Genomic DNA, 12,666 nt, shown 5'->3' with positions numbered 1-12,666 from the left:
GGAGCACACCCCTGAATCGAAGGATAGAGTCTGATGTCAGTAGAATGCGTCTTTTTTGATTGCGATGGCACGCTGGTGGACAGTGAGTTGCTCTGTACCCAGGCCTACGTCAACACCTTTGCCCGTTACGGCCTGGAACTGTCGCTGCAGCAGATGTTTGAAAAGTATAAGGGCGTCAAACTCTACGACATTATTCGTGACGTCGGCGACGCGCATCAGGTGACGCTGCCGATGGAAGAGGTGGAGACCGCCTATCGCGCAGAGGTCGCGCGGCTGTTTGATCAGCAACTGCAGCCCATCCCGGGCGCGAAAGCGCTGGTTGAGCAGATCAAGGTACCGATGTGCGTGGTTTCAAACGGGACGGTAAAAAAGATGCAGCACTCGCTGGGCTTAACCGGCATGCTGCCGCTATTTGCGGAGCACCTCTACAGCGGCTATGACATTCTGCACTGGAAGCCTGATCCGGAACTGATGTACCACGCGGCGGAACAGATGCAGGTGCCGATTGAGCGCTGCATTCTGGTGGATGACTCCGAAGCGGGCGCCCGCGCCGGTATCGCCGCTGGCATTCCGGTCTACTACTACTGCGCTGATCCGCACAACCCTGAACTGGATCATCCGCTGGTGACGCGCTTCGACGATATGGCGCAACTGCCTGCGCTGTGGCGCGCCCGTGGCTGGGATCTGGTGTAGCGCGGGCCAGCATGACACACACCGTCTGGTTTTTAACCCTGCCCGGCGTGATGGCGCTGGATCTCACCGGCCCGGCCGAGACGCTGAAGCTGGCGGGCGATCACTTTACGCTGCGCTACATCGGCCCGCAGCCGGAGGTGATCTGCTCCACCGGCATGACCATTGGCGGCATCGAACCGTTACCTGAACAGTTGCCCGCCGGGAGTCTGCTGGTGGTGCCAGGCGTCTATGACTCGCAGGTCTGTTACGCCACGCCGCAGGCCGGAGAAGCACGCGAGTGGCTGATGCGCCAGCACGGCGCGCTGCGCGCGCAGACCTTTATGCTGGTCTGCGTCTGCTCGGGTGCGCTGCTAGCGGCGCAGGCAGGCATGCTGGATGACGTGGTCTGCACCACTCATCATGATGTGATTGCCCGTCTGAAAGCCGCGGCCCCGCGCGCACGGGTGCAGGAGAACCGGGTGTTTGTCGGGCATGAGAATATCTGGACCAGCGCAGGCATCACGGCGGGAATCGATCTGGCGCTGCATCTGATTAATCAGCTCTGTGATACGCAAACCGCGCTGGCGGTAGCGCGGGAGATGGTGGTCTGGTTCCGCCGGGCCGGTGACGATCCGCAACTTTCGCCGTGGCTGCGTTACCGCAACCACATGCATCCGGCCATTCATCGGGCGCAGGATCTGATGATTGCCCATCCTGAGCACGGCTGGACCCTGACCGAGCTGGCTGGACGCACGCATGTCAGCAGCCGCCATCTGGCGCGGCTGTTTCGCCAGCATCTGGGGATTAGCGTGCGTGAATACCATGAGCAGCTGCGGGTTGGCGTGGCACGCCAGCGTCAGCAGCAGGGTGAATCTGCCGAAAAAGCGGCGCTGGCGGCGGGGTTTTCATCGGCGCGCCAGCTACGGCGCGCCCGCCAGCGCGAAGCCGATCAGCTGACAAAGTGACGGGTATCGACGCGTTTCAGCGCCATCCCCAGCAACAGGCTGCCGCCCAGTGTCAGCCCGAACACCCAGGGCAGGTCGAGCCACGGACGCGACATATCATCGTAATGATGCGTTCGCAGGTAGTGAATGAACAGCGCATGAAAGCCGTAGATCGGCAGTGAATAGCGTGCAATCACCGTTAAACCCGGCAGCGTGCGCTGGTTCAGGCTGTTTTTAAACACGATGAGCAGGCTGATCGCGGCGATAAACACCAGCGGTCCGCAGTAGAGATACCAGGTGTCATTAAACGCCCCGTTGACGATCAGCGCCTGTTTCGTCCCTAACGTAATGCCAATCACACAGGCGATAAACAGCCCGGCAGCCAGCGGCGTCAGGCCGCGCCGGGTCGTCTCCATGGTGCCGATAGCCCGTCCCAGCAGCGCATAGAGCAGGTAGTAGATACTGTCACCGCTGACATAGAGATTAACCGGCAGAAAGTGAAACGGCCCCAGCGACTGGGTGACCGTATTGGGGTTGGCGAGCACCGCCAGCACCAGCACCAGCAGCGCCACGTAGCGCGCCTGCACGGTTTTTACCTGGATCAGGGGCGACAGCAGATAGATGCCGATCAGCGCAAAGAAGAACCACAGGTGATAAAACACCGGCTTCTGCAGCATCTTCAGGATTGATCGCCCTTCGCTGATGGGGGTCAGCCAGGTGATATAGGCCAGCGATACCGCGCTGTAGAACAGCAGACAGAGCACCAGCCGGAGCATATGGCGCGGCTGGGCGCTGCGTTCGCCGAAAAACAGATAGCCGGAGATCATAAAGAACAGCGGAACACAGACGCGTGATGCTGAGTTCAGCAGATTAGCCGCATCCCAGGTGATGCCAGTCACCGCCATCGGCCCGGTGATATACCAGGTGGTGGTGTGAATCACGATCACCATCAGGCAGGCAACCGCGCGTAAATTATCGATCCAGTAAATCTTCTGCGGCATGGCATCCTCTTGCGCATCGCGTCCGTGCGCAAAAGGGTAGCCAAATGCGACCAGAGCAACAACTGCTGCCAGCAGGATTCGGAGCCATCTGTATGCCAGCGCCCTGAATCACCGCGAAAACGCGCCGGTAGCGCCTGGGATTTACGGCTGCACATCGCGCGGTCAAAGGGTATACTGTCGGCCTCTTTTTTTAATCTAACCGAAGCGCGTGCACACTCAACATGCAAAAGTTTGATACCAAAACCTTTCAGGGGCTGATCCTGACCTTGCAGGATTACTGGGCGCGTCAGGGCTGCACCATTGTCCAACCGCTGGACATGGAAGTGGGCGCTGGCACTTCACACCCGATGACCTGCCTGCGCGCACTCGGCCCGGAGCCGATCGCCGCCGCTTACGTGCAGCCATCACGCCGTCCTACCGATGGCCGCTACGGTGAAAACCCGAACCGCCTGCAACACTACTACCAGTTCCAGGTGATCATCAAACCCTCACCGGACAACATTCAGGAGCTCTATCTTGGCTCGCTGAAAGAGCTGGGTATGGACCCGACGGTGCATGACATTCGCTTCGTGGAAGATAACTGGGAAAACCCGACGCTGGGTGCCTGGGGACTCGGCTGGGAAGTGTGGCTCAACGGCATGGAAGTGACGCAGTTCACCTACTTCCAGCAGGTTGGCGGCATGGAGTGTAAGCCGGTTACCGGCGAGATCACCTACGGTCTGGAGCGTCTGGCGATGTACATCCAGGGCGTCGACAGCGTTTACGATCTGGTGTGGAGCGACGGTCCGCTGGGCAAAACCACCTACGGCGACGTGTTCCATCAGAACGAAGTGGAGCAATCCACCTATAACTTCGAATACGCCGACGTTGATTTCCTCTTTACCTGCTTCGAGCAGTATGAGAAAGAGGCGCAGCATCTGCTGGCGCTGGAAAAACCGCTGCCACTGCCCGCCTACGAACGCATTCTTAAAGCGGCACACAGCTTCAACCTGCTGGATGCCCGCAAAGCGATCTCGGTAACAGAGCGTCAGCGCTATATTCTGCGCATTCGTACCCTGACCAAAGCCGTGGCTGAAGCTTACTACGCCTCTCGCGAGGCAATGGGCTTCCCGATGTGCAATAACAAAAAGTAAGAGGCAGCCATGACTGAACAAACCTTCCTGGTGGAGATCGGCACCGAAGAGCTGCCACCAAAAGCCCTGCGCAGCCTGGCAGAAGCCTTTGCCGCGCAGGTAACGGCTGAACTGGATGCCGCTAACCTGAGCCACGGCGAGGTCAGCTGGTTTGCTGCGCCGCGTCGTCTGGCGCTGAAAGTCGCCAACCTGAGCGCCTCACAACCCGATCGGGAAGTAGAGAAGCGCGGACCGGCGATCTCTGCTGCGTTTGACGCTGACGGCAACGCGACCAAAGCCGCTGAAGGCTGGGCGCGTGGCAACGGCATTACCGTCGATCAGGCTGAACGTCTCGCCACCGATAAAGGCGAATGGCTGGTTTATCGCGCTCAGGTCAAAGGCGAAGCGGCTCAGGCGCTGCTGCCCGCAATGATCGCTACCGCGCTCAGCAAGCTGCCGGTGCCAAAACTGATGCGATGGGGCAACAGCGATGTGCAGTTCGTTCGTCCGGTTCACACCGTGACGATGCTGCTGGGCGATGAGCTGATCCCAGGCACCATTCTGGGCATTAAGTCAGATCGGGTTATTCGTGGTCACCGCTTTATGGGTGAAAGCGAAATCACGCTCGACAACGCCGATCAGTACCCTGATGTGCTGGAAAAACGCGGCCAGGTCATTGCCGACTATCAGGTCCGCAAAGCGATGATTAAAGCCGATGCTGAAGCAGCAGCACGCCGTTTAGGCGGCAACGCTGATATCAGCGACAGCCTGCTGGAAGAGGTAACATCGCTGGTGGAGTGGCCGGTGGTCCTGACCGCGACCTTTGAAGAGAAATTCCTCAAGGTGCCTGCGGAAGCGCTGGTCTACACCATGAAAGGCGATCAGAAGTATTTCCCGGTGTATGACAATGACGGCAACCTGATGCCGAACTTCATTTTCGTCACCAACATCGAATCCAGCGATCCGCGCCAGATTATCTCCGGCAACGAAAAAGTGGTACGTCCACGCCTGGCCGATGCGGAGTTCTTCTTTAATACCGACCGCAAAAAGCGTCTGGAAGATCACCTGCCGCGTCTGGAGACGGTGCTGTTCCAGAAAGAGCTGGGCACGCTGCGCGATAAAACCGATCGCATTCAGGCCCTGGCGGGCTGGATTGCCGGTGAAATTGGCGCAGATGTGAATCACGCCACCCGCGCGGGCCTGCTGTCGAAGTGTGACCTGATGACCAACATGGTCTTCGAGTTCACCGACACCCAGGGCGTGATGGGCATGCACTACGCGCGTCACGACGGCGAAGCCGAAGATGTGGCGGTGGCGCTGAATGAGCAGTATCAGCCGCGCTTTGCCGGTGACGATCTGCCGTCCAGCCCTGTCGCCTGTGCACTGGCGATTGCCGATAAAATGGATACGCTGGCCGGTATTTTCGGCATTGGTCAGCATCCAAAAGGTGACAAAGACCCGTTCGCACTGCGTCGTGCGGCGCTGGGCGTGCTGCGTATCATCGTTGAGAAGAACCTGCCGCTCGACCTGCAGACTCTGACCGAAGAAGCGGTGCGCCTGTATGGCAGCAAGCTGAGCAACGCCCGCGTGGTGGATGATGTGATCGACTTTATGCTGGGTCGCTTCCGCGCCTGGTATCAGGAAGAGGGTCACAGCATCGACACGCTGCAGGCGGTTCTGGCGCGTCGTCCGACCCGTCCGGCTGACTTTGATGCACGCATGAAAGCGGTGTCGCACTTCCGTACGCTGGAAGCAGCCGCAGCACTGGCGGCGGCGAACAAGCGCGTCTCTAACATTCTGGCAAAATCGACTGAAACGCTGAATGAGAGCGTGCAGGCGTCGCTGCTGAAAGAGAATGAAGAGATCCAGCTGGCGACCTTTGTCACTGCGCTGAGCAGCAAGCTGCAGCCTTACTTCGCTGAAGGCCGCTATCAGGATGCGCTGGTCGAACTGGCACAGTTGCGTACTGCGGTAGACAACTTCTTCGATAAAGTGATGGTTAACGCCGACGATCAGGCGGTGCGGGTTAATCGCCTGACGCTGCTGTCAAAACTGCGTGAGCTGTTCCTGCAGGTCGCGGATATCTCGCTGCTGCAGTAATGCTATTTGTTGTGCGAAAAAGGGACGAGCAATCGTCCCTTTTTTTATGGGATTTTTTGGCCTGATGCCTTCAACTCATACCTGAGTGTGACCGCTATAGCGGCCATTTTTTAGGGTGTAAATGAATACGCTAAAGTGCCTAAACTGCCATTGCCGGTCATCAGGAATCGGCTGTGGTGATGCGCCAGATTATAAATTTTTCATATATATCAAATGGTTACTTGTTAATTTTTCTCCTGTCATACTCTAAAGTTTTTCATCAATCCGGTGGTTAAGAAACCGCCCTAAAAATAGCCAGCCCTCTTGTTTTTCCCCTCACCTGATGGATAATTCGCCAGAATTTACACCCGGTTACATTTAGTGAAATGGAATTTTCATGAAAAGGATTTGTTTATCGCTCTGTCATCCGCCAGTGCGTCTGCTCGCCATGGTGGCAGGCGCGCTGCTCTGCTCTGCTTTCCCGCTGATGGCAGCCCCGCCAGCCGATAATCCCCGTGAAGAAGGCCAGGCAATTGAAACCGGGCAACAGTTGCGTCAGCAGATGCGTGAAAATAATTCTAAAAGGTGTTTAGATGAATGTCTCAAATATGGATATGCAGCAAAAACTTGAAGTTTCCATCACTAAGGCTGCAAAAATTCTGCCTGGTGATGTCGGCCAACAATTGTTGGCAATGCTGACCCCTCAAGCATTGGCCACAATGGCTGCAATAACTGGTTTATGGGCTGGTGCACACTTTTTTGGTATTGGTGAGTTAGCTGACCTCATTCTGATTGTGGCGGGTTGGGTTGCCGTAGGTGGTGTGGCTGTTGAGGCTTCAAAAAAGCTCTACGAATTCGGTAAGACAACATACAAAGCCAGAACTGAAAGTGATCTTGATGATGCGGCTGCCTATTTAGCTGCAGCCATTACCATGATTGGCGTAGATACTGTGATGGCGATTTTACTGAAAAAGAACCCTCGCGACGCCTTCAGGCATTCATACAGAAATATACGTATGCCTAAATACAGCGCATCAGTGGGCCGCGCAATGAATGGCCCCCGAAACACTTCTTCATCCTGGCGGTATCGCCCAAAAATCCGCTTTACTGATAGGCAAAATGCCGGGTTAGGTTCAACTAATTTATGGGGTGACATTACTATTGGCAGAGCCTACGACCGTACAGTAAAAACAGCGGAACAAGCGGCTGAGGATGTTCTGGCGGCCATATATCATGAGCGGGTACATTCCTCCATTGCGCCAAAGTTTTATCTGCTTCGAGAGCTTAGAGCCTTTATGCATACTAGCTCCTACAACAGGTCATATATTTTACGGTATCTGGAAGAAGCATTTGCCGAGATGGTTGGGCTAATGAGAGCGAAAGGAATGTCACCACGTTATGTTATTAATGGTTTCAAATTCCCGTTAACCAATAACTATGAGATTACCTTTACCGCACTTCGACATGAAGCAGCTGGCGTATTTCTTGGGCCGGTTGTTGTAGGCGGTGCTATGTACAATGTCTATTATGGAATTCAGCAATGATAAGCTTAGAAGACGCTAAGGACGCCGCTCGTGACTACGCATCCCGGCATAAAATGGGATGGAGTGAGAAATTTACTTTCATTCAAACGGCTTTTTATGATGGTGTTGAATGCTATATCGTTGAGACTTCTAGCGAAGATGTAGAAAACAAGTCATGGATGGAGATTGAGACCTCTACTCCCGTGAATATTTACGTCGATATGAAAACTGGAAAATGTTTTGGGCATCAGTTTGGTAATAGGGGTTTTAACAAGGGTATTTAATATTCTCAATCATTGACCAGCTAATACCGTGTGGCCTGGCCTTTACCGTGGACGGGGTCGCCCGCCATGACGGCGACACAGAACTTACGACGGGTAATAACACAACGGGTCGCCCACTGTTACCGGCTGAACTGGCCCTGACGGCGCTACAACAGCTGGAGAAAGTCGCCACAACCATCCCCAGTAATGGTCTGTTCAGCCAGCATACCGCGGCGGGCAGCCCGTATCTGATCGTGACTGACGAGCGTTTTACCAGCAAGAGCAAATTTATCAGCAGCGATTATCTGCTTGAACGGGTGGGTTACGATCCGTCACAGGTGCATAAACGCCTGGGCGACGGTTTTTATGAGCAGCGTCTGGTTCGCGAGCAGGTCCTGAAACTGACCGGCAGGCCTTCCGTTAACGGCTGGGATGCGATGGCGCAGTATCAGGAGCTAATGAACAACGGCTCTAAAGTGGCGCAGGATTTCCATCTGGTGCCGGGCGTGGCGTTGACGCCGCAGCAGATTGCGGCGCTACAACAGGATATCGTCTGGCTGGTCAGCGAAACGGTTGATACGGCAGACGGCCCTCAGACGGTGTGGGTGCCGAAGGTTTATCTGGCACAGACCACGCTGCGCCTGACTGGCGCGGGCGCGGTGATTGGCGGCGGTAACCTGCAGCTCTCGGCGGACAGCGTGACCAATGCCGGTAACCTCTTTGCGGACCAGGCGCTCTCCATCAACAGCGGGCAGTTTCAGCACCTGGGCGGTGATATCAAGGCGGGCAGCATTGATGTGAAGGCGGAGACGCTGACGATCAGTACCGATCTGCAGAATGCACTGCGTCAGGCGACGATGAGCGCTGACGATATCAGCCTCAGCGGCACCGATATCCGGCTGCAGGGCGCGAAACTCAATGCCACCAATAACCTCAGTCTGAGCGCGCGCAACAACCTTGAGATCGGTGCCGCGAAAAGCAGCCACAGCGGCAGCCTGGAGGTTATCTCCGGGGCAATGGGCAACCGCACCAGCAGCGGCATAGAAGAAGCGGGCAGGCGCATGGCGCAGGTCAGCGGCGAGTGGCAGCAGGCAAAGGGCAGCGAGCTTAACGCCGGTGGCAATCTTCTGCTCTCGGCCGGTCGTGACCTGACGCTGACCGGTAGCCAGGCCAGCGCCTCCGGCTCCGCCCGGGTTCAGGCTGGCGGCGACATCCGCATCGGCGCTGAAACCACCACCAATACCACCCATCTTGAGGCCGACAGCCGGACCTCGTCGGTCAGCAACAGTCGCACGGAAGATCGTCTTTTGCTCAGCACCCTGAGCGGTGCTCAGGGTGTGACACTGGTGGCGGGTAATAACCTGCTGGCCGAAGGCGCGCAGGTTGACAGTACCCAGGGCCGCATCGGCGTCAGCGCGCAGAACGTCACCATTAAAGATGCGCGGGCCAGCCTGCTCGATCAGGACAGCGAAAACAAGCGTGAGGGTAATACCCGCACCCATCGTGAAGAAGAAAGCGTGCGCGAGAGCAGCACCGGTAGCACCTTCAGCGGGCAGCAGGGCGTAACAGTGATTGGGCGCGAGGGCGACGTCACCGTGACCGGCAGTACGCTTCACAGCGAACAGGGCGCGGTCGGGCTTCAGGCGAAACAGGACGTGGTGCTCAACACCGCCACCGAACGTGAGTCACTCTATAGTGAAGAACGCTCAGAGAATAAAGGCCTGCTGAACAAAAGTAGCAGTCACAGCGTGACGCGGGACGTTACCACCCGTGAGAACGGCAGCCTGCTGAGCGGCGAAAGTGTCACGGTCATTGCCGGGCGCGACCTGACGGTGACCGGCTCGGCGGTGGCCGCCGATCGGGACGTCAGTCTGCGGGCCGGACGCGACGTGGAGATCGGCGCGGCAACCGAGACCGACAGCCACTACCAGCTGAAAGAAAAGAAAAAGAGCGGGCTGCTGGGCAGCGGCGGCATCGGTTTCACCATCGGCAAGCAGTCCACGCGGCACGAAATTGATGAAAGAGGCACCACCCAGAGCCAGAGCGTTAGCACCGTCGGCAGCAGCCAGGGCAGCGTGGACATCACGGCGGGCAACCGGCTGCACGTCGGCGGCGCAGACCTGGTGGCAGGTCAGGACCTGAACCTGACGGGCGACAGCGTAACTATCGACCCGGGCTTTGATTCACGTAGCCGTAGGGAAACCTTCGAGCAGAAACAGAGCGGTCTGAGCATCGCCCTGTCAGGCACGGCAGGCAGCGCGCTCAACACGGCGGTGAGCAGCGCGCAGCAGGCCAGGAAGGCGGGTGACGGGCGGGTCAGCGCGCTGCAGAACACCCAGGCGGCGCTGAACGGGGTGCAGGCGGCGCAGGCGGCTCAGATGGACGGGCTGAACACTGCCGCCGCGGACGCGCACAATGCCGCCGGCGACCTGAAGCCGGGGCAGGACGGCTATCAGGCGGGATCGACCAACACCATCGGCGTCAGCGCCTCGTACGGCAGCCAGTCGTCGAAAAGCGAAGCGCGTACTGAGAGCAGTCAGTCGCAGGGCAGTACGCTGACGGCGGGCCGGAATCTGACCGTCACGGCAACCGGCAAAAACGGTACGGCGCAGAGCGGCAACATCAGCATCGCCGGCAGCCAGCTGAAGGCGGGCGGCGACCTGAGCCTGGATGCGTCGCGGGACATTCTGCTGCAGTCGGCGCAGAACACGCAGAGCACCGACAGTAAGAACAGCAGCAAGGGCGGCAGCGTCGGTGTCGGCATCGGCGTGGGGTCGGGCGGCTACGGCATCAGCGTGTCGGCGAGCGTCAACGCGGCGAAGGGCAGCGAAAAAGGCAACGGGCTGACGCACAGTGAGACCACGCTGGACGCGGGCAACCGGCTCAGCCTGACCAGCGGGCGCGACATCACGCTCACGGGCGCGCAGGCCAGCGGTGAGAGCGTGAAGGTGGATGCGGGCCGCAACCTGACGCTGACCTCGGAGCAGGACAGCGGCCGCTACGACAGCAAACAGCAGAGCGCCAGCGCGGGCGGCAGCTTCACCTTCGGCTCAATGACCGGGTCGGCGAACGTGAACGTGAGCCGGGATAAGATGCACAGCACCTGGCAGAGCGTGGCCGAGCAGACCGGTATCTTTGCCGAGAAGGGCGGCTTTGACGTCACGGTGGGTGAGCACACGCAGCTGAACGGCGCGGTCATCAGCTCAACGGCTACCGCCGATAAGAACAGGCTCGACACCGGCACGCTGGGCTTCGGCAATATTGATAACCACGCGGAATATGAGGTGGAGCACCAGAGCGCGGGCATGAGCACCGGCGGCGGCATTGGCGGTCAGTTCGCCGGGAACATGGCGAACGGCATGCTGGCGGGGCTGAACGACAGCGGCAGCGCGGACTCCACCACGAAGGCGGCGGTGAGCGAAGGCACGATAGTCATCCGCGACCCGTCGAAGCAGAAGCAGGACGTGGCAGAGCTGAGTCGCGACGTGGCGAACGCGAACCCGGGGCTGGACGTCATCTTTGATAAGGAGAAGGAGCAGAACCGGCTGAAGGAGGCGCAGCTTATCGGGGAAATCGGGGCTCAGGCGGGGGATATCGCGCGGACGCAGGGCCAGATCATCGCGACCCTGGAGGCGAATGAAAAAATGTCCGGCGCCACGCAGACCGACCGCGACAGAGCGCTGGCTGAGCTGACAGCAAAGGATCCGACGAAGCAGTACAGCGCAAGCGACGTCAATAAACAGGTTTACAGCAATTACTATAATCAGGCGTTCGCGGAGAGCGGGTTCGGCACCGGCGGTAAGGTGCAGCAGGCCATCAGCGCGGTGACAGCGGCGGTGCAGGGTCTGTCGGGCGGGAATGTGGCTCAGGCGTTGAGCGGCGCGGCAAGTCCATATCTTGCTGAGCAGATACATAAGCTGACGGAAGGCAACCCGGAAGCGCAGGCTATGGCCCACGCGGTTGTCGGGGCGGTAGCGTCTTACGCATCCGGGAATAATGCGCTGGCGGGTGCAGCCGGAGCGGTCAGCGGCGAACTGATGGCGCAGCTGGTGATGAATCAGCTGTATCCGGGTAAAGCGGTCAGCGCCCTGACGGAAACGGAGAAGCAGACCATCAGCGCGCTGGGGACACTGGTGGCGGGTCTGGCTGGAGGTATGACCGGAGATAGCACGGCCAATATTATGGCGGGTGCGCAGGTAGGTAAAAACGCGGTTGAGAATAATTTTCTTGGTGACACATCCTCGGATAAGCTCAAAATAGCTGTTGAAAAAATTAAGAATGGTGATAAATCACTGGCTGCAGCTAATGAGCTTATTCAGTTGGAAAATGCAGACAAGCGCAGTGATGCTCTGGTGTCAAAATTCACCAAAGACCCTTCACAAATGAACAGCACCGAACGGGCTGAACTGGCAGGTTATCTGCGCGTTTATGCCTCGGAGATGGAGAATAATTACGGTTCCGCCGTCTCGCAGGAACTTGTTAAAGGATTGCTGTCAGGGCAGGACTACATTAAACGTGCTCCTGACTCTGAAGCGATGTCAAAAGCGCAGACGATAATGAATACTTGGGGCTACCATAAATCGAATGCGAGTATCGGTGATGCGCCACTGATATTTGGTGGCAGTGTGCTGGGGCTGACTGTGAAGGGGATGGCGGTGAATGCGGCGATTGGTGTGGGAGTTAATGCTGGCGTTCAACTTACTGGAAAAGATCCGTTCAGTTATGTGGATGCGATTATGGCTGGGGTGACAGCAGCCGCTACGACGGGTAAAGGAATCGGCGCATCTGCGGGAATAAATATGGGGGGAGCGGCTATCGGAAGCGGAATAAAAGGGGAAAATCCGACTAATTCTATGGCAGGTGCAGGAGCTGGTACTGTCGCTGGAGGGATAGGTGGCACTATCATAAAAGGCGTGACATCAAAAGTTGCGGAAGAGGCTGTTTCTGATTTAACAGGTGCTATTGGTGGTGGCTATCTTAGTGAAAAAACAGGAAGTTTTGTAAAAGATAATTTAGATGGAAAGGGAAAAAATGACAATAAAAAGTAATTTTTCCTTATTAATAAAATTAAT

The 12,666-nt window shown here is 57.5% G+C and carries 8 protein-coding genes and 1 pseudogene; 8 read left to right on the top strand and 1 reads right to left on the bottom strand.

Features of this window, described 5'->3' with window-relative positions:
* Window positions 1-33: 33 nt before the first annotated feature.
* Together yieH and NR201_RS16320 are read left to right on the top strand one after the other, a co-directional pair.
* Window positions 34-693: a 6-phosphogluconate phosphatase gene (gene yieH / locus NR201_RS16325; RefSeq protein WP_010258939.1), complete on the top strand. Its 660-nt coding sequence runs from the start codon at window positions 34-36 to the stop codon at window positions 691-693.
* A gap of 11 nt (window positions 694-704) precedes the next feature.
* Complete coding sequence (locus NR201_RS16320; protein WP_256849975.1) at window positions 705-1,637, top strand: GlxA family transcriptional regulator; 933 nt, start codon at window positions 705-707, stop codon at window positions 1,635-1,637.
* On the opposite strand, the gene NR201_RS16315 is transcribed toward NR201_RS16320, so the two are convergent.
* A complete protein-coding gene (locus NR201_RS16315; RefSeq protein ID WP_124890426.1) occupies window positions 1,622-2,617 on the bottom strand; it encodes an acyltransferase in 996 nt (331 codons plus the stop codon). The two genes, NR201_RS16320 and NR201_RS16315, sit on opposite strands and share 16 nt — an antisense overlap.
* Window positions 2,618-2,838: 221 nt before the next feature.
* Here NR201_RS16315 and glyQ point away from each other — a divergent pair, with 221 nt between their 5' ends.
* From glyQ to NR201_RS16285, 6 genes and pseudogenes are all read left to right on the top strand, one after another.
* Entirely contained in the window at window positions 2,839-3,750 is a 912-nt protein-coding gene (gene glyQ / locus NR201_RS16310) for a glycine--tRNA ligase subunit alpha (protein WP_010258942.1), read from the top strand.
* Between the two features lie 9 nt (window positions 3,751-3,759).
* Window positions 3,760-5,829: a glycine--tRNA ligase subunit beta gene (gene glyS, locus NR201_RS16305; protein WP_010258943.1), complete on the top strand. Its 2,070-nt coding sequence runs from the start codon at window positions 3,760-3,762 to the stop codon at window positions 5,827-5,829.
* Between the two features lie 376 nt (window positions 5,830-6,205).
* Window positions 6,206-6,439, top strand: coding sequence for a hypothetical protein (locus NR201_RS16300; protein WP_256849974.1), 234 nt, complete (start codon window positions 6,206-6,208; stop codon window positions 6,437-6,439).
* Window positions 6,402-7,352, top strand: a complete 951-nt coding sequence (locus NR201_RS16295; protein WP_033759366.1) for a hypothetical protein — start codon at window positions 6,402-6,404, stop codon at window positions 7,350-7,352. The genes NR201_RS16300 and NR201_RS16295 overlap by 38 nt, the downstream gene beginning before the upstream one ends.
* Window positions 7,349-7,615, top strand: coding sequence for a hypothetical protein (locus NR201_RS16290; RefSeq protein WP_031593498.1), 267 nt, complete (start codon window positions 7,349-7,351; stop codon window positions 7,613-7,615). The genes NR201_RS16295 and NR201_RS16290 overlap by 4 nt, the downstream gene beginning before the upstream one ends.
* A 35-nt stretch (window positions 7,616-7,650) precedes the next feature.
* A pseudogene (locus NR201_RS16285) lies at window positions 7,651-12,642 on the top strand (hemagglutinin repeat-containing protein); the annotation flags it as partial.
* Window positions 12,643-12,666 lie beyond the last annotated feature (24 nt).

The sequence above is a fragment of the Pantoea sp. Fr-CA_6 genome (genome assembly GCF_024520895.1).
GTDB lineage: Bacteria > Pseudomonadota > Gammaproteobacteria > Enterobacterales > Enterobacteriaceae > Pantoea > Pantoea agglomerans.
This window is presented reverse-complemented; position numbering and strand designations above follow the sequence as displayed.

What these genes read in the sequence shown, in the direction of transcription:
- NR201_RS16295 (WP_033759366.1), top strand. Translation starts at nt 6,402, where the DNA reads ATGAATGTCTCAAATATGGATATGCAGCAAAAACTTGAAGTTTCCATC.
- NR201_RS16290 (WP_031593498.1), top strand. Translation starts at nt 7,349, where the DNA reads ATGATAAGCTTAGAAGACGCTAAGGACGCCGCTCGTGACTACGCATCC.
- yieH (WP_010258939.1), top strand. Translation starts at nt 34, where the DNA reads ATGTCAGTAGAATGCGTCTTTTTTGATTGCGATGGCACGCTGGTGGAC.
- glyQ (WP_010258942.1), top strand. Translation starts at nt 2,839, where the DNA reads ATGCAAAAGTTTGATACCAAAACCTTTCAGGGGCTGATCCTGACCTTG.
- NR201_RS16300 (WP_256849974.1), top strand. Translation starts at nt 6,206, where the DNA reads ATGAAAAGGATTTGTTTATCGCTCTGTCATCCGCCAGTGCGTCTGCTC.
- NR201_RS16315 (WP_124890426.1), bottom strand. Translation starts at nt 2,617, where the DNA reads ATGCCGCAGAAGATTTACTGGATCGATAATTTACGCGCGGTTGCCTGC.
- glyS (WP_010258943.1), top strand. Translation starts at nt 3,760, where the DNA reads ATGACTGAACAAACCTTCCTGGTGGAGATCGGCACCGAAGAGCTGCCA.
- NR201_RS16320 (WP_256849975.1), top strand. Translation starts at nt 705, where the DNA reads ATGACACACACCGTCTGGTTTTTAACCCTGCCCGGCGTGATGGCGCTG.